The organism is Streptomyces sp. NPDC046379, from assembly GCF_055587785.1.
The window spans coordinates 50,569-66,447 of record NZ_JBVJFP010000016.1; the positions used below are offsets into that span (position 1 = coordinate 50,569).

Annotated in this window: 16 protein-coding genes and 1 riboswitch; of the genes, 8 read left to right on the forward strand and 8 right to left on the reverse strand. The window is 73.9% G+C overall.

Features of this window, described 5'->3' with window-relative positions; all coding sequences use genetic code 11:
• The first annotated feature begins 5 nt into the window (after positions 1-5).
• The 5 genes from ACZ6KF_RS25960 (at position 6) to ACZ6KF_RS25980 (ending at position 6,423) form a co-directional block, all read left to right on the forward strand.
• Positions 6-521, forward strand: a complete 516-nt coding sequence (locus ACZ6KF_RS25960; RefSeq protein ID WP_356630816.1) for an Lrp/AsnC family transcriptional regulator — start codon at positions 6-8, stop codon at positions 519-521.
• Between the two features lie 124 nt (positions 522-645).
• Complete coding sequence (gene ddaH / locus ACZ6KF_RS25965; protein ID WP_356630818.1) at positions 646-1,467, forward strand: dimethylargininase; 822 nt, start codon at positions 646-648, stop codon at positions 1,465-1,467.
• Complete coding sequence (gene rocD, locus ACZ6KF_RS25970; protein WP_469240565.1) at positions 1,464-2,690, forward strand: ornithine--oxo-acid transaminase; 1,227 nt, start codon at positions 1,464-1,466, stop codon at positions 2,688-2,690. The genes ddaH and rocD overlap by 4 nt, the downstream gene beginning before the upstream one ends.
• Before the next feature lie 440 nt (positions 2,691-3,130).
• Positions 3,131-5,605 carry a SpoIIE family protein phosphatase gene (locus ACZ6KF_RS25975; RefSeq protein ID WP_469240567.1) on the forward strand — a complete coding sequence of 825 codons (2,475 nt, stop codon included), beginning with the start codon at positions 3,131-3,133 and terminating at the stop codon, positions 5,603-5,605.
• Between the two features lie 92 nt (positions 5,606-5,697).
• The gene (locus tag ACZ6KF_RS25980; protein ID WP_356630824.1) at positions 5,698-6,423 is read left to right on the forward strand and encodes a lysophospholipid acyltransferase family protein; all 726 of its coding nucleotides are present in this window, start codon (positions 5,698-5,700) and stop codon (positions 6,421-6,423) included.
• A 94-nt stretch (positions 6,424-6,517) separates the two neighbouring features.
• Here ACZ6KF_RS25980 and ACZ6KF_RS25985 read toward each other — a convergent pair whose 3' ends face one another.
• From ACZ6KF_RS25985 to ACZ6KF_RS26010, 6 genes are read right to left on the reverse strand one after another with little or no spacing between them, the layout of a single operon-like run.
• Positions 6,518-7,300, reverse strand: a complete 783-nt coding sequence (locus tag ACZ6KF_RS25985; RefSeq protein ID WP_469240627.1) for an urease accessory protein UreD — start codon at positions 7,298-7,300, stop codon at positions 6,518-6,520.
• A 17-nt stretch (positions 7,301-7,317) separates the two neighbouring features.
• On the reverse strand, positions 7,318-7,995 hold the full coding sequence (gene ureG, locus ACZ6KF_RS25990; RefSeq protein WP_469159968.1) for an urease accessory protein UreG: 678 nt from the start codon (positions 7,993-7,995) through the stop codon (positions 7,318-7,320).
• A gap of 35 nt (positions 7,996-8,030) precedes the next feature.
• Entirely contained in the window at positions 8,031-8,705 is a 675-nt protein-coding gene (locus ACZ6KF_RS25995; RefSeq protein ID WP_469159967.1) for an urease accessory protein UreF, read from the reverse strand.
• Between the two features lie 11 nt (positions 8,706-8,716).
• On the reverse strand, positions 8,717-10,438 hold the full coding sequence (locus tag ACZ6KF_RS26000; RefSeq protein ID WP_356630830.1) for an urease subunit alpha: 1,722 nt from the start codon (positions 10,436-10,438) through the stop codon (positions 8,717-8,719).
• Positions 10,431-10,742 (reverse strand): urease subunit beta, encoded by a 312-nt coding sequence (locus ACZ6KF_RS26005; RefSeq protein ID WP_356630832.1) that lies wholly within the window; start codon positions 10,740-10,742, stop codon positions 10,431-10,433. The genes ACZ6KF_RS26000 and ACZ6KF_RS26005 overlap by 8 nt, the downstream gene beginning before the upstream one ends.
• Positions 10,743-10,755: 13 nt before the next feature.
• The gene (locus ACZ6KF_RS26010) at positions 10,756-11,058 is read right to left on the reverse strand and encodes an urease subunit gamma (RefSeq protein WP_356630834.1); all 303 of its coding nucleotides are present in this window, start codon (positions 11,056-11,058) and stop codon (positions 10,756-10,758) included.
• A gap of 640 nt (positions 11,059-11,698) precedes the next feature.
• Positions 11,699-11,783, forward strand: a riboswitch (cyclic di-AMP (ydaO/yuaA leader).
• A 29-nt stretch (positions 11,784-11,812) separates the two neighbouring features.
• On the opposite strand from ACZ6KF_RS26010, the gene ACZ6KF_RS26015 reads away from it, so the two are divergent.
• Complete coding sequence (locus tag ACZ6KF_RS26015) at positions 11,813-12,286, forward strand: C40 family peptidase (protein ID WP_356630836.1); 474 nt, start codon at positions 11,813-11,815, stop codon at positions 12,284-12,286.
• A 554-nt stretch (positions 12,287-12,840) separates the two neighbouring features.
• Here ACZ6KF_RS26015 and ACZ6KF_RS26020 read toward each other — a convergent pair.
• Positions 12,841-13,302 carry an ATP-binding protein gene (locus ACZ6KF_RS26020; RefSeq protein WP_356630838.1) on the reverse strand — a complete coding sequence of 154 codons (462 nt, stop codon included), beginning with the start codon at positions 13,300-13,302 and terminating at the stop codon, positions 12,841-12,843.
• A 212-nt stretch (positions 13,303-13,514) separates the two neighbouring features.
• Between ACZ6KF_RS26020 and ACZ6KF_RS26025 the strand changes: the two genes are divergently transcribed.
• Together ACZ6KF_RS26025 and ACZ6KF_RS26030 are read left to right on the forward strand one after the other, a co-directional pair.
• Positions 13,515-14,387, forward strand: a complete 873-nt coding sequence (locus tag ACZ6KF_RS26025; protein WP_469178109.1) for a helix-turn-helix domain-containing protein — start codon at positions 13,515-13,517, stop codon at positions 14,385-14,387.
• Positions 14,384-14,605, forward strand: a complete 222-nt coding sequence (locus ACZ6KF_RS26030; RefSeq protein ID WP_469159965.1) for a DUF397 domain-containing protein — start codon at positions 14,384-14,386, stop codon at positions 14,603-14,605. Before ACZ6KF_RS26025 ends, ACZ6KF_RS26030 begins: the two co-directional genes overlap by 4 nt.
• A 48-nt stretch (positions 14,606-14,653) precedes the next feature.
• On the opposite strand, the gene ACZ6KF_RS26035 is transcribed toward ACZ6KF_RS26030, so the two are convergent.
• Positions 14,654-15,781: an 8-amino-7-oxononanoate synthase gene (locus tag ACZ6KF_RS26035; protein ID WP_469240569.1), complete on the reverse strand. Its 1,128-nt coding sequence runs from the start codon at positions 15,779-15,781 to the stop codon at positions 14,654-14,656.
• Positions 15,782-15,879: the final 98 nt, after the last annotated feature.

Here is a 15,879-nt window from a genome sequence, read left to right on the forward strand (position 1 = left end):
CCCGCATGAACAGCAGGCCGGCGCCCTTCGACGAGCTCGACCGGAAGATCGTCACCGCGCTCATGGCGAACGCCAGGACCAGTTTCGCGGAGATCGGCGCGGCGGTCGGGCTGTCCGCGACGGCGGTGAAGCGGCGGGTGGACCGGCTGCGCGAGACGGGGGTGATCACCGGGTTCACGGCGACGGTGCGGCCGTCCGCGCTGGGCTGGCGCACGGAGGCGTACGTCGAGGTGTACTGCGAGGGCGCGGCGCCGCCCCGGCGGCTGGCGGAGGTGGTCCGCAACCATCCCGAGATCACCGCGGCGATGACGGTGACCGGGGGCGCGGACGCGCTGCTGCATGTGCGGGCGCGGGACGTGGAGCACTTCGAGGAGGTGCTGGAGCGGATCCGGACGGAGCCGTTCATCCGCAAGACGATCAGTGTGATGGTGCTGTCCCATCTGATACCGGAGAGCCCGGAGGCGGGCGCGAGCCAGCCGGCGCCCGAGGAGGGGCCCAGGGACGCACCGACCGTGCGCTGAGGGCCGAAGAAACGCAGCATCGCTGCGTGAACGCGCAGCTCTCGTTCCTTGTCGGCCGTGTGCGGCGCTTCCTACCGTGGTGTCAACCCCGAGTCGACACCGTTGGAAGCGGAGGAACCCCTCTGTGCCCGAAACACGTGTCCCGCGCCCACGGCGCTTCCTCGTCTGCGAACCCGGACACTTCGCCGTGCGGTACGCGATCAATCCCTGGATGCATCCCGACGTCCGGGTGGACGTCGATCTCGCGCAGGAGCAGTGGCGGTCGCTGGTCCGCGCCTACCGGGCCCACGGCCACACGGTCGAGACCGTGGAGCCGGTGGCCGGGCTGCCCGACATGGTCTTCGCCGCGAACGCGGCGGTCGTGGTGGGGGGCCGGGTCTTCGGCTCCCTGTTCCACGCACCGGAGCGGCGCCCGGAGTCCGTGCACTACGACAAGTGGTTCAAGGCGGCGGGCTTCGCCGTGCACCGTCCCGAGTCGGTGTGCGAGGGCGAGGGCGATCTGATCCCCGCGGGCTCGTTCGTGCTGGCGGGCACCGGCTTCCGGACGACGGTCGCGGCCCATCGCGAGGTGCAGGAGTTCTTCGGCGTGCCGGTGATCGGGCTGACCCTGGTGGACCCGTACTTCTACCACCTGGACACCGCGCTGTTCGTGCTGGACGACGGGCCCGGGGAGAACATCGCCTACTACCCGGACGCCTTCTCGCCCGGCAGCCGCGAGGTGCTGGCGCGGCTGTACCCGGACGCGGTGCTCGCCACCCGCGAGGAGGCGCTGGCCTTCGGGCTCAACTCGGTGTCCGACGGACGCCACGTGTTCCTCTCGGCTCAGGCCGGCTCGCTGGCCGAGAAGCTCGCGCGCCGCGGTTACGTCCCCGTCCCCGTCGACCTGTCGGAGTTCCGCAAGGCAGGCGGCGGCATCAAGTGCTGCACCCAGGAGATCCGCTCATGACCGCTCCCGCCCGTACGCGTTCGTCCGCCGATCTGATCCGCGCCGAGGAACCGGTCCTGGCGCACAACTACCACCCGCTGCCCGTGGTCGTCGCCCGCGCGGAGGGCGCGTGGGTCGAGGACGTCGAGGGCCGGCGCTACCTCGACATGCTGGCCGGCTACTCGGCCCTCAACTTCGGGCACCGGCACCCCGCGCTGGTCGAGGCCGCGCACCGTCAGCTGGACCGGCTGACCCTGACGTCCCGCGCGTTCCACAACGACCGGCTCGCCGGCTTCGCCGAGCGGCTCGCGCGGCTGACCGGGCAGGACATGGTGCTGCCGATGAACACCGGCGCGGAGGCGGTGGAGAGCGGCATCAAGGTGGCCCGCAAGTGGGCCTACGACGTGAAGGGCGTTCCCGCGGACCGGGCCACGATCGTGGTCGCTGCGGACAACTTCCACGGCCGCACGACGACGATCGTCGGCTTCTCCACCGACGAGACCGCCCGCGCGGGCTTCGGCCCGTTCACGCCGGGCTTCCGGGTCGTGCCGTACAACGACCTGGCCGCGCTGGAGGCGGCGGTAGACGGGACGACGGCGGCGGTGCTGATCGAGCCGATCCAGGGCGAGGCCGGGGTGATCGTCCCGGACGACGGCTATCTGGCGGGGGTGCGGGAGCTGACCCGCCGTGCGGGCTGCCTGTTCGTCGCCGACGAGATCCAGTCCGGGCTCGGCCGCACGGGCCGCACGCTCGCCGTCGAGCACGAGTCGGTCGTGCCGGACCTGGTGCTGCTCGGCAAGGCGCTCGGCGGCGGCATCGTGCCGGTGTCCGCGGTGGTCGGACGCCGGGAGGTGCTGGGCGTGCTGCGGCCCGGGGAGCACGGCTCCACCTTCGGCGGCAACCCGCTGGCGGCGGCGGTCGGCACGGCGGTGGTCGAGCTGCTGGAGACGGGCGAGTTCCAGCGCCGGGCGGGCGACCTCGGGGAGATTCTGCGGGACGGCCTGTCCGCCCTGGTCGGCAAGGGCGTCGTCGGCTTCCGCGCACGGGGGCTGTGGGCGGGCGTGGACATCGACCCCGCCCTCGGCACGGGCCGCGAGATCGGCGAGCGTCTGATGCGCGAGGGCGTCCTGGCCAAGGACACCCACGGCTCCACCATCCGGCTGGCGCCGCCCCTGACGATCACGGCGGAGGAACTGCGGTCGGCGCTCGGGGTGCTGGAGCGGGTGGTGACGGCCGGCGCGTGAGAGCGCCGGCCGGCGGCCAGGCCCGGTGCCGTGCCGATGCCGTGCCGGCCGGGTCCTCGGCAGGACGCGGCCGGCCGGTGCGGGCTCCACGGCCGAAGCCCACGTCGGTGCGGCCAGAATCGTGCCCGCGACGCACGGGGCGCATCCGGCGACCGGCCGCCGGAACCGCCGCCCCTGCGCCCCCGGGGCCGGGGCCACCCCGTGGCGCCCGCACACCGTCGCGCGCTTCCGGGCCCCGTGGCGGCCCGCACCGCGGCAGGCGCCGAGCCCGGCCCCCGGGTCGCGCCCCTCCCTCCCGTCGGCCGCCCCCGCCGCGGTCGCGCGGGCGTCTCGGCCCCGGTCGGGGCCCGGCACTTCGCGCCCGGTCCGGCGGGGCGGTGGGAGAAGGGTGAAGATGGGGGCAGATGGTCGTGGGCCACTCAGCGACAGAGAGGTCTGCCGTGGGCACTGACGAGGACCGTGACGGCGACCACCGCCGGATCGACGTGGCGGACGCCGCGCCCCTGCTGCTGGACGCGCGGGGCGTCGTGACCGGCTGGACCCGGGACGCGCGGCGGCTGCTCGGCCACGCGGCCTCCGACGCCGTGGGCCGCGACCTCGCCGACCTGCTCGGCGGCGAGGACGCCGCGCGCGCCCCCGCGCTGCTGGAACGGTGCCGGCGGGAGGGCGGCTGGTCGGGGCTGCTCATCGCGCGACGGCACGACGGCACGCAGGTCCGGGTGATGGTGCGGATCACCGCGGCGGATGAGGCCCGGGGCCCCTCACGGTGGCTGGTGCTGGCGTCCGAGTCGGCGGACACGCCCGGCTGGGACATGAGCCGCGGCGTCCTGGAGCAGATGATCGCCCACTCCCCCATCGGCATCGCGATCCTCGACACGGACCTGCGCTTCGTCTGGTCGAACGCGGCCCTCGCCCAGTTCGGCGGCGGCCCCCCGGACCGCCGCCTGGGCCTGCGGCTCGCCGACGTCCAGCCCGGCATGGACGCCGAGGCCATCGAGACGCTGATGCGGCGCGTGCTGGAGACGGGTGAGCCGGTGGTGGGCTACGAGCACGTCGGCCGGGTCCGCTCCGCGCCGCTGCGCCAGTCGGCGCACATGATGTCGTTCACCCGCCTGGACGACGGACACGGCCACCCCATGGGCGTGTACTGCACGGTCGTGGACATCACCGAGCGGCACCGCGCCCGGCAGCGGCTCGCCCTCCTCGACCGCGCCGGAGAGTCCATCGGCCGCACCCTCGACCTCACCCGGACCGCCCAGGAACTGGCCGACGTCGCCGTGCCGGGGCTCGCCGACCTCGTGACCGTGGACCTGCTGGAGTCGGTGCTGCGCGGGGCGGAGCCCTCCGAGGGGCCGCTCGGGGACGCCGACACGGTGCCGCTGCGCCGGGCCGGCCACCACTCCGCGGCCGACAGGGTGCCGGTGGCCGTCGTCGGCATCGGCGAGGTGGTCGCGTACCCGGCGGGCTCGCCCCCGGTGCGCTGCCTGCGCACGGGCCGTGCCTGGCGCGAGGAGCGGCTGGATCCGCTCGGCGAGGCGTGGGCCGGGCACGCGCGCGGCGGCCGGACGCCGATCTTCCTGGAGCTGGGCCTGCACAGCGTGATGATCGTGCCGGTGCGGGCCCGGGGCGTGACCCTCGGCGTCACCTCGTTCTTCCGGCGCCTCGGCCAGGAGCCGTTCGGCGAGGACGACCTGAGCCTGGCGGAGGACCTGGTGTCCCGGGCGGCGGTCTGCGTGGACAACGCCCGCCGCTACACGCGCGAGCGCAACGCCGCCCTGGTGCTCCAGCGCAGCCTGCTCCCGCACCGGCTGCCCGAGCAGGAGGCGGTGGAGGTGACGGCGTACTACCGGCCGGCCGACGAGCTGACCGGCCTGGGCGGCGACTGGTACGACCTGATCCCGCTGTCCGGCGCGCGGGTCGCCCTGGTGGTGGGCGAGGTGGCGGGCCACGGCATCGCCGCCGCCGCCGCGATGGGGCAGCTGCGGACGGCCGTACGGACGCTGGCGGCGTTGGATCTGCCGCCGGAGGAGGTGCTGGCCCATCTGGACGATCTGGTCGCGCGGTCCTCTCGCGAGGAGGTGTCCGGGGTGGACGGCCTGGCCTGCGAGGTGGGTGAGGCGGTGACGGCGCCCGCCGTCGGCACCGGTTGCGTGTACGCGGTGTACGACCCGGTCGACGGGCAGTGCACGCTGGCCTCGGCGGGGCATCCGGCCCCGGCCGTCGTCCTCCCGGACGGAACGGTCACGTTCGTGGATGTCCCGCCGGGTCCGCCGCTGGGCGTGGGCGGGCCGCCGTTCGAGTCGGTCGAGGTCGCCCTCGCCCCGGGCAGCACGCTCGCCCTGCACACCGACGGCCTGATGGCCCGCGACGAGGGCTCCTGGTCCCCGCGGGCCGGTCGGGAGCGCCTGCGCCGCGCGCTGGAGCGGCCCGAGCCCTCCCTGGACCGGCGCTGCCGTGCCGTGGTCGACGCGCTGGTCCCCGAGCGGCCGCACGACGACGTGGCCCTGCTGCTGGCGCGCACCGGCCTCCTCGGCGACGACCAGGTCGCGGACTGGGACCTGCCCGCCGACCCGGCCCTGGTCGCCGAGGCCCGCAAGACGGCCGTGCGGCAGCTGGAGGAGTGGGGGTTCGGGGAACTGGCGTTCACCACGGAGCTGGTCGTCAGCGAACTGGTCACCAACGCCATCCGGCACGCGGCCGGTCCGATCCGGCTGCGGCTGATCCGGGCGCACGCCCTGATCTGCGAGGTCTTCGACGGCGGGGCCACCGCCCCGCACCTGCGCCATCCGCGCACCACCGACGAGGGCGGTCGTGGGCTGCTGCTGGTCTCGCAGTTCACCCAGCGCTGGGGGACCCGTTTCGTCCCCGAGGGGAAGATCATCTGGGCGGAGCAGTCGCTCACGGACGCCGCGTGACAGGGGTGTTGGGCGACCCCCGCAGCCACGTCCGGTTCCTTCCGGACCCGCCCGCACATACACTCCGACCACCGGAGTTGAGGAGCCAGCCCTTGTTCTACCACCTGCTCAAGTACGTGCTTCTCGGACCGCTGCTGCGGCTGGTGTTCCGGCCCCGCATCGAGGGCCTGGAGCACGTGCCGACGACGGGCGCGGCGATCGTCGCCGGCAACCACCTGTCGTTCTCGGACCACTTCCTGATGCCCGCGATCCTCAAGCGGCGGATCACGTTCCTGGCGAAGGCCGAGTACTTCACCGGCCCGGGTCTCAAGGGCCGGCTGACGGCCGCGTTCTTCCGCAGCGCGGGGCAGATCCCGGTGGACCGCTCCGGCAAGGAGGCGGGACAGGCGGCGGTCCGCGAAGGGCTCGGTGTGCTGGGCAAGGGAGAACTGCTCGGCATCTATCCCGAGGGGACGCGCTCGCACGACGGCCGCCTCTACAAGGGCAAGGTCGGGGTCGCCGTGATGGCGCTGAAGGCGGGGGCGCCGGTGGTGCCGTGCGCGATGATCGGCACCTTCGAGGCCCAGCCGCCCGGCCGGAAGCTCCCCCGGATCCGCCCGGTGGCCATCCGCTTCGGCGAGCCCCTGGACTTCTCCCGCTACGCCGGGATGGAGAACGAGAAGGCGATCCTGCGCGCCGTCACCGACGAGATCATGTACGCCATCCTGTCGCTGTCCGGGCAGGAGTACGTCGACCAGTACGCGGCCGTCGTCAAGGCCGAGCAGGCCGCGGCGAAGGCGGAGGGCGAGCGCAGGTTCCCGCGGCTGCCGCGGCGCTGACCCGTCGCGGTCGCGTCGGCCGAGGCCGGCCGGCGCCTCGTCCAGCAGGCGGCGCAGGCGCAGGGGGCCACGCGCCCGCGGCAACGCCGACCCGTCACGGACGCGTCACGTCGATCCGGGCCAGCGCCTCGTCCAGCAGGCGGCGCAGGCGCAGGGCGTCCGGAGCGACGCCGGTGACGAGTGCGGCGGGGCCGGCGAGCGGGACCACGGCGGCCGTGTCGCCCAGCATCCGTGCTTTCGCCGGCCGGTCCGTGAACTCGGGGCGAGCGACGAGAAGTTGCCCCATCGCCCGGTGGCCGGCCAGTCCGGCGGGGCCGTCCCAGCCGCCCGGCGCTCCCGGCCCGCAGGCCAGTTCCTGGTCGAGGACGGTCCGTCCGCCGATGCGCAGGCGAAGGCGGCTGGTGAGCCAGCCGGGTTCCTCGCCGGCCCGCCCGAGCACCTGTTCCTCGCGCAGCACCAGCCGGGCGCCCGGGGCGAGGTCGGCGTGGGTGCGGACGTACAGCTCGCTGCCCCGCGCGGAGATCAACTGTTCGGGCAGCCACAGCAGTTCGCCCCCGTCGGCGACGGTGAGCCGGACGTCGTAGCGGGCGGGTCCCTTCGTCTGGCCGGGCAGGGCGATGGTGGCGGCGGCCGAGCCGACCCGCAGCCGGGCGCCCTCTCCGACTTCGACCTCGACGGTGAAACGGTCGCCGCCGAGGGGCCCGCTCATCGCACCGACCAGCGTCACCCGGGCCTCGCCCGCCCCGCCCCGGGTGCGGCGGGGCGCGAGCGGGCCCTCGCCCTGCAGCACGGGCAGGGCGGTGCCGCCGCGTCCGTCGCCGCGGGCGTGTATCCGCGCGGCGGCCCGGACCCCGCCGACCGGGGTCACGCCGTCCACCCCCACGCCGTCCACGCTCACGCCGTCCACGCGGCGAGTCGCTCCCGCACCCAGCCGGCGACCTCTTCGACCCCGGCCTCGCCGCGCAGGGACTGGAAGACGACCGGCAGTCCGGCCCGCTGCGCCTCGGCGTCGGCCGCCATCCGGGCGAGGTCGGAGCCGACGTACGGGGCGAGGTCGGTCTTGTTGACGACGAGCAGGTCGGCGGTGGTGACGCCGGGGCCGCCCTTGCGCGGGATGTCGTCGCCGCCCGCGACGTCGATCACGAAGACCTGCGCGTCGACCAGGCCCCTGGAGAAGGTGGCGGTGAGGTTGTCGCCGCCGGACTCGACCAGGATCAGGTCGAGCGGGCCCACCTCGTCCTCCAGGTCCTCGACGGCTTCGAGGTTGGCGGAGATGTCGTCGCGGATCGCGGTGTGCGGGCAGGCCCCGGTCTCGACGGCGGTGATCCGCTCGGGCGGCAGCACGGCCTCGCGCAGCAGGAACTCGGCGTCCTCGCGGGTGTAGATGTCGTTGGTGACGACGGCGAGGGACAGTTCGTCGCGCAGGGCTCGGCACAGGGCGGCGACGGTGGCGGTCTTGCCGGAGCCGACGGGGCCGCCGAGGCCGATGCGCAGGGCGCGGCGGCTGCCGTCGGGGCGGCGGGCGTCGGCGCCGACGGCGGCGGGGCCGTGGTGGGTGTGGTCGAGGTGCATGGCGGCGGCTCCTTGCCGTGAAGGTGGGGTGCGGGTCAGGAGGCGAACAGGCGTACGGGCCAGGCGGCGTGCGCTTCGGCGGCGATCTCCAGGAGCGGGGCGGAGGCGGCGGGCAGGGCGTCGGTCCCGTGGGCGGGCACCTGGCGGGCCGCCTCCACGGCCCGGTCGGCGATCCGGTCCAGCTCGGGCGCCAGCCGGGCCAGCACCGCCGTCGCGTCGAACGGGTCGAGGCTCAGCAGCCGCACGGTCGCGGTCGCCGGGCCGCCGACGCTCTCGTACGCCGCGCAGTGGGCCGCGTCCAGAGGGCCGAGCCCCGCCGCGCGCGCGGTGAGGCCGAGCACCACCGGCTGGTGGGCTCCCTTGGGGAACTCCCGTGCGAGGAGATTCAGTTCGGGCGACGGCCAGGTGGCCCGGGCGGCCCGCAGCAGCTGCCGGCCCAGCCTGCGCGCGGCGGTCCGCAGCGCCGGTGACGGCGTCCGCGCGTCCGCCGCCGCGTCGAGGCGCACGGGGTCGGCGCCGAGCGCGGCGGAGGCGGCGAGGGCGGCTGCCACCAATCCGGCGGTGTGGAGCCGTCCCCGGCAGAACTCCTCCAGGCTCGCGGCGTCCGTGATCCGCCCCGCCCGCACCGCGGCCTCGGCCCCGCCGGAGTGCGCGTGTCCTCCGGCGGGGAAACGGCCGTCGGCCAGGACGAGCAGTGCTGCGCGTGACATCGGCCGGCCTCTCAGAAGAGGAAGTAGCGCTGGGCCATGGGCAGTTCGGCCGCCGGGGTGGCCTCGACCAGTTCGCCGTCGATGTGCACGGCGAAGCTGTCGGGGTCGACGCGCACCTCGGGCCGGGCGTCGTTCTCGCGCATGTCGGCCTTGGTCACGCCGCGGGTCGACTCGATGGCGACGAACCGCTTGCCGAGCGCGAGCCGCTCCGGCAGCCCGTCCTCCAGGGCCGGCGGCGCGACGAAGTTGAACGAGTTCGCGGCCGGGGCCCGCCCGATCGCCCCGTACATCGGCCGGGGCAGGATCGGCTGGGGCGTCGGGATGGAGGCGTTGGCGTCGCCCATCTGCGCGTACGCGATCTGCCCGCCCTTGACGACCAGGAGCGGCTTGACGCCGAAGAACGCCGGCTCCCACAGCACCAGGTCGGCGAGCTTGCCGCTCTCCACCGAGCCGATCTCGTGGGCGAGGCCCTGGGCGAGCGCCGGGTTGATCGTGTACTTGGCGACATAGCGACGTACGCGGTGGTTGTCGGCGCGGCCGTCGCCGGGCAGCGCACCGCGCCGGCGCTTCATCACATGGGCGGTCTGCCAGGTCCGCAAAATCACCTCGCCGACCCGGCCCATGGCCTGGGAGTCGGAGGAGATGATCGAGATCGCGCCCAGGTCGTGCAGGATGTCCTCGGCGCCGATGGTGGAGGGCCGGATGCGCGACTCGGCGAACGCGAGGTCCTCGGGGACGGCCGGGTTGAGGTGGTGACAGACCATCAGCATGTCGAGGTGTTCCTCGGCGGTGTTGACGGTGAAGGGCCGCGTCGGGTTCGTGGAGCTCGGCAGGACGTGCGGTTCGGAGACGACGGTCATGATGTCGGGCGCGTGACCGCCGCCCGCGCCCTCGGTGTGGTACGCGTGGATGCCGCGTCCGGCGATGGCGGCGAGCGTGTCGCCGACGAAACCGGCCTCGTTCAGGGTGTCCGTGTGGATGGCGACCTGGATGCCGGTCCGCTCGGCGACGGTGAGGGCGGCGTCGATGACGGCCGGGGTGGAGCCCCAGTCCTCGTGCAGCTTCAGGCCCAGCGCGCCGCCGCGGATCTGGGAGAGCATCGCCTCGTGGGAGACGGTGTTGCCCTTGCCGAGGAGGCCGATGTTGAGCGGGTACGCCTCCATCGCCTCCAGCATCCGGGCGAGGTGCCAGGGGCCGGGGGTGACGGTGGTCGCCTTCGAGCCCTCGGCGGGGCCGGTGCCGCCGCCGACGAGGGTCGTGACGCCGGAGGCGAGGGCCTCGTCGGCGATCTGCGGGCAGATGAAGTGCACGTGCGCGTCGACGGCTCCCGCGGTGAGGATGCGTCCGTTGCCCGCGACGACCTCCGTCTCGGGGCCGATGACCAGTTCGGGGTGGACCCCGTCCATGGTGTCGGGGTTGCCCGCCTTGCCGATGCCGGTGATCCGCCCGTCGCGGATGCCGACGTCGGCCTTGACGACGCCCCAGTGGTCGACGATCACGGCCCCGGTGATCACGGTGTCCGGGGCGCCGTCCGCGCGTGTGGCCCGCGACTGGCCCATGGACTCGCGGATGACCTTGCCGCCGCCGAACACCGCCTCGTCGCCGGCCCGGCCGGGACCGCCGCAGCGGTCCTCCTCGATCTCGATCAGCAGGTCGGTGTCGGCGAGCCGGAGGCGGTCGCCGGTGGTCGGGCCGAACAGGTCGGCGTACGCGGCACGCGAGATCTCAGGCATCGAGGGCCCCTCCGGTCTCCCCGCGCAGTCCGGGCACGATCCGGGCGCCGGCCAGCGGGACGAGTTCCACCTCGACGGGGATGCCGGGCTCGAAGCGGACGGCGGTGCCGGCGGCGACGTTCAGCCGCTTGCCGCGCGCGGCGGCGCGGTCGAACTCCAGACCGGGGTTGGCCTCGGCGAAGTGGTAATGGGAGCCGACCTGGACGGGCCGGTCGGCGGCGTTGAGGACGGTCGTCCGGGTGACCTCGCGGCCCTCGTTGTACGCAATCGGCCCGTCGGCGAAAAGGATCTCTCCGGGAATCATCGGGCGCTCCCCCTCAGACGATCGGGTCGTGGACGGTGACGAGCTTGGTGCCGTCGGGGAACGTCGCCTCGACCTGGACGTCGTGGATCATCTCGGGCACGCCCTCCATGACGTCGTCACGGGTGAGCAGCCGGCGTCCGGACGCCATGAGTTCGGCGACGGTGCGGCCGTCGCGCGCGCCCTCGAGGATGTGCGAGGTGATGAGGGCGACGGCCTCGGGGTGGTTGAGCCGAAGTCCGCGCGCCCGGCGCTTGGCGGCCACGTCGGCCGCGACGTGGATCAGCAGCCTCTCCTGCTCGTGCGGGGTCAGTTGCAACGTCCCACCTCACATCCTCGCTCCGGGCGCCGTGCGGGTCCCGGTTGCCGCGGCCATCGGGCAAGTTGCCTGGTGGCGTGAGGGGGCAGGCTAATCGGCACGGGTTTCCGGCGCGTTAACCGAGCGCGGGCGCGACCGGCGCCGCCCCGGCTCGCCCGGCGTGCCCCGGCCTGCCCGGGCTGACCGGACTTCACGCTCCGACAGGTGACGCACCGCCGGACCGGACCGCGTCGTCCGGGCCGTCATGAGCGCCCGTGCGGGCGGGAGTTGAAACGGACCGAAAGGGTTACCCCCGACCGGAGTATTCGCGGGCCCTTTTTCGGAACGTCTCCGGTTGCGCAACGGACGTGCTTTCGGGGCGGAATCGAGTGTTCCACCGCTGGTCCGGGGGTGCGTGGCGGTCTTGACAGACGTTCGCACACCAGACTGTCCACCCGAACGGGTGAGTGAGAGTAAGACCACAAAGTCCCGGTTCCACTGGGTTTTTCGGACATCCGTGAGTCAAGATCCGTGACTGACGACAAGCCCCCGCCACCGCGGCGGGGCGATCCGGGCGGACGCCGAGTCCTGCCGCCGCCCGGATGACCGGTCGACAGGAGTGGATCGGCAGGAGTGGAGGACCCGAGCAAGACGGGCCGCCGGGACCCAGGTTCCGAGCAGCCCTTGGGGTGAAGCCGCGCCAGCGCGGCCGGGCAACTTCGCCAGCCCGAATCCGACAGGTCATCCTTCACAGGCGGCTGACGAAGGGTTGCGCATGACCGCGCTCAATCGTGTCCCGTCGCTCATGGCACGCGCCGGAACGGCCTCGGCGCTCACACTGGCCGCGATGGGCGGCTCCGTGGTGGTCCCGGGGGTCGCCTCGGAGGCCGCCGCCGCCACGCCGGCGACGAAGGCCCTCCAGGTGGCGGCCTCGAAGAAGGGCGCCCCGTACCGGTACGGGGCCACCGGGCCGCGCCGGTTCGACTGCTCGGGGCTGACGCTGTACTCGTACAAGAAGGCGGGCAAGAAGCTGCCGCGCACCGCGGCGCAGCAGTACAACAAGACCCGCCACATCCCGGCCCGCAGCCGCAAGGCCGGCGACCTGGTGTTCTTCCACTCGGGCTCGTACGTCTACCACGTGGGCATCTACGCCGGTAAGGGCAAGATCTGGCACGCCCCGAAGACGGGGGACGTGGTGCGTCTGCAGAAGATCTGGACGAAGAGCGTGTGGTACGGCCGAGTGGCCTGACCCGCCGGGCGGTGGCGGGCCCCGACCGGGCCGCCACCGCCCGGCCCCGCCCCGGAGCCCGGGCAAGGGCCCCGGGGCGCCGGGGCCGTGCCCACGGGCTCGCCTGCCCACGGGCTCGCCTCGGACGGAACGATGCCCGCTCCGCGGCCACGCGGGCGGGCCTGCGGCACATGGAGAGAGCCGACCACCACGGGTGACCCGCGCGGATTCGTCCGTCCGGTGCGCGCAGTACGCGCCCGCCTCCGCCGCGCGGCTCCTGCGACGCCCGTCTGCCCGCACCTCTCGTGAGGCGATGCCCACCAAGACCGCTCGGCGCCCGAGACGGCACGGCTCCCCCGCGCGGGTGCGGTCGGCACGGCCCGGCAGCCCCGGGCCGCCGCCGGACGCGTCCGCCCGCCCCGCTCGCAGGCAGACCCGTCGCCGCGCCCCCACGGGCCCTGGCTTGGAGTTCCCCTCCGCCGGACGCACCCGCCCCCGGTGACGGGCGAGGCCCGTTCCCCAGGGACACACCCTCCCCACCACGCCCCGCCGGGCGCTCGCGGCCCAAGGCCCCGCTACGACCCCTGCTGCCCCGCCGTCGGCAACGCACGGGGCGGTGTCGTCGTCCACGGGATCTCGATCGCCACCGTCTTGCCGCCCTCCCGCGTCGGGCGCACCCGCAGGCGGCCGCCGTGCTCGGCGGTCAGGCAGCGGATGATGGCCAGGCCGCGTCCGTTGTCCTGCTGCACCGCCGCCGGCAGCCGTTTCGGGAATCTCGGGTGGCTGTCGGTCACCCCGATGCGCAGGTGTTCGTCACGGGCCAGTTCGATGTCCACCCGGAAGGTGGGTGACAGCCCGAAGGTGTGCTGTACGGCGTTGGTGGCGAGTTCGGAGACGATGAGCCGCACGGTGTCGGCCGCGTCCGTGTCCGGCGACAGACCCCATTCCGCCAGCGTGCCGACCACGTAGGCGCGGGCGGCCGAGACCGAGGCGGGCTCGCTCGGCAGAGTGACGGATGCTTCCAGACGGTCTGCCATGGCGACGTCGCCCCTTTCCCGCGGGACCGGAGTCCGGCACGGAGCGGATGGTTCGAGTACGGTCCCGGACTGGTGCTTGTCCGCCAGACTGCCATCACCGCGCCGGTCACGGTGGCGATCCACCGAGTAATGCATATATCTGTCGCTCGAAGCGGTGAACTCTGCGACGGCAGAGCGTTTTTGGGCGACTCGGAAGGAGTAAGGAGTTGCCCATGCAACACGGTCCCGCGGTACGCCGCCGGAAACTGGGCGCAGAATTACGCGAACTGCGCGCCCGCGCGGGGCTCACGAGCGGTGAGGCGGCCCACCTGGTGGGCTGGCACCAGTCGAAGGTGAGCCGGATCGAGACCGGCCAGAGCGGGGTGAAACCGGCCGATCTGAGACTGCTGCTGGACGCCTACGGCGTGACGGATCCGCAGTTGCGCGAGGTGCTGCTGATGCTGGCGGGCTCCGGCCGGGCGCACGGCAGGGATCACTGGTGGCACGCCTACCGCGGGGTGCTGCCGCCCACGTACCGCGACTTCATCAGCCTGGAGTCCCAGGCCACGGCCATGCGCACGCTGGAGACCTCGGTGGTGCCGGGCCTCCTGCAGACCCCGGAGTACGCCCGCGCGGTGACGCGGGCCGCCGTCGAAGGGCTGTCGGAGGACCGTCTCGACGCCCTCGTGGAGGTACGGCTGGCCCGGCAGGACGTGCTGCGCTGCGAGCCGCCGCTGGAGCTGAGCGCCGTACTGGACGAGGCGGTGCTGCGGCGCGAGGTCGGCGGTCCGCAGGTCATGGCCCGTCAGCTGGAACGGCTCCTGGAGGCGGCCCGACTTCCCCAAGTCCGTCTACAAGTACTGCCGTTTGCGGCCGGTGCGCACATCGGGATCACCGGACCTTTTGTTATCTTCTCGTTTGCGAGCACTTCTGATCTGGACGTGGTTGTTCTTGACCACTTGACGAGTAGCCTCTATCTCGAACGGAAAGAAGACCTGGAGGCCTACACGGAGGCCTTCAGCACGCTGCAGATCCACGCCCTTTCGCCCGAGGACTCGTTGGATTACATCGCCGGGATATTGCCGGCGCGTAAGGAGGCACCATGACCGCACTGCCTCGGACCCTTCCTTCCAGCACCCGACTCCATCCCGTGCGGTGGCTGCGCAGCAGCTACAGCACCGGGGCGAACAACTGCGTCGAGACGGCGCGCCCGTCGAGCGGCCCCTGGTCCGGGCTGCTCGCCGTGCGCGACTCCAAGGACCCGGAAGGACCCGCGCTGCTCTTCTCCCCCGAGAGCTGGGCGGGTTTCACGGCCACCCTCTGATCCCCCGCACGTTCCCCCCGGCGCGGTGCGCGACCGTGGTACGCCGACTCATGGTCGCGTCGCGCCGATGACCCGTACAGCGCGTTCGATCCGATCCCCGGAGAGGTCCGCGCGGGCCGTCAGCCGGATCCGCGAGATGCCGTCGGGCACGGAAGGAGGCCTGAAGCAGCCCACGGCCAGTCCCGCCTCCCGGCAGTCGGCGGCCCACCGCACGGCGCTCTCCGGGGACGGTGCGCGCACGGACACCACGGCGGCGTCCGGCCGCACCGCCTCGAGTCCCAGCTCCGTCAGCCGGGCGTGCAGGTGCGCCGCCACCGCGCGGGCACGTGCCGCCCGCTCCGGCTCGCCCCGCAGCAGACGCAGCGCCGCCAGCGCCGCGCCCGCCGCCGCCGGGGCGAGACCCGTGTCGAAGATGAAGGTCCGGGCCGTGTTGACCAGGTGGTCGATCACCCGGCCCGGGCCGAGCACCGCCCCGCCCTGGCTGCCGAGCGACTTGGACAGGGTGACCGTCACGACGACGTCGTCCGCGCCCGCGAGCCCCGCCGCGTACGGGGCGCCCCGACCGCCGTCGCCGAGCACGCCGAGGCCGTGGGCGTCGTCGACGACCAGCCCGGCCCCGTGCGCCCGGCACGCCTCGGCGAGGCCGGCGAGCGGGGCCGCGTCGCCGTCGACCGAGAACACCGTGTCGGACACCACGACGGCGGGCCCGTCGTGCGTGCCGAGCGCCTTGCGCACCGCCTCCGGGTCGGCGTGCGCGACGACCTGCGTGGCGCCGCGGGCCAGCCGGCAGCCGTCGATCAGCGAGGCGTGGTTGCCCGCGTCGGAGACGATCAGCGACCCGTGCGGGGCGAGCGCGGTGACCGCGGCGAGGTTGGCCGCGTAGCCGGAGGAGAAGACGAGGGCGGCCTCGAAACCGCAGAAGGCGGCCAGTTCGCGCTCGAGTTCGGTGTGCAGTTCGGTGGTGCCGGTGACCAGCCGGGAGCCGGTCGACCCGCCGCCCCAGGTCCGGGCGGCCCGCGCGGCGCCCTCGACCACCTCGGGATGGTGGGCGAGGCCCAGGTAGTCGTTGCTCGCCAGGTCCAGCAGCGGCGAGCCGGCGGGCCGGGGACGCAGGGTCCGGACGAGTCCGGCGCGGCGGCGCGCGGCCGCCTGGTCGTCGATCCAGCCGAACGCCATGGCTCCTCCGGGAATTTGTAGGCAATGAACAGACACTAACGGGACTGTCCACAGGTCAGTGTGTGGCAAGGCACACACACCGAATGGCCCGCGTTGTG

What these genes read in the sequence shown, in the direction of transcription:
- ureG (WP_469159968.1), bottom strand. Translation starts at nt 7,995, where the DNA reads ATGCACCTCGACCACACCCACCACGGCCCCGCCGCCGTCGGCGCCGAC.
- ACZ6KF_RS26005 (WP_356630832.1), bottom strand. Translation starts at nt 10,742, where the DNA reads ATGATTCCCGGAGAGATCCTTTTCGCCGACGGGCCGATTGCGTACAAC.
- ACZ6KF_RS26030 (WP_469159965.1), top strand. Translation starts at nt 14,384, where the DNA reads ATGACCGCACTGCCTCGGACCCTTCCTTCCAGCACCCGACTCCATCCC.
- ACZ6KF_RS26000 (WP_356630830.1), bottom strand. Translation starts at nt 10,438, where the DNA reads ATGCCTGAGATCTCGCGTGCCGCGTACGCCGACCTGTTCGGCCCGACC.
- rocD (WP_469240565.1), top strand. Translation starts at nt 1,464, where the DNA reads ATGACCGCTCCCGCCCGTACGCGTTCGTCCGCCGATCTGATCCGCGCC.
- ACZ6KF_RS25995 (WP_469159967.1), bottom strand. Translation starts at nt 8,705, where the DNA reads ATGTCACGCGCAGCACTGCTCGTCCTGGCCGACGGCCGTTTCCCCGCC.
- ACZ6KF_RS26020 (WP_356630838.1), bottom strand. Translation starts at nt 13,302, where the DNA reads ATGGCAGACCGTCTGGAAGCATCCGTCACTCTGCCGAGCGAGCCCGCC.
- ACZ6KF_RS25960 (WP_356630816.1), top strand. Translation starts at nt 6, where the DNA reads ATGAACAGCAGGCCGGCGCCCTTCGACGAGCTCGACCGGAAGATCGTC.
- ACZ6KF_RS26025 (WP_469178109.1), top strand. Translation starts at nt 13,515, where the DNA reads ATGCAACACGGTCCCGCGGTACGCCGCCGGAAACTGGGCGCAGAATTA.
- ACZ6KF_RS26015 (WP_356630836.1), top strand. Translation starts at nt 11,813, where the DNA reads ATGACCGCGCTCAATCGTGTCCCGTCGCTCATGGCACGCGCCGGAACG.
- ACZ6KF_RS26035 (WP_469240569.1), bottom strand. Translation starts at nt 15,781, where the DNA reads ATGGCGTTCGGCTGGATCGACGACCAGGCGGCCGCGCGCCGCCGCGCC.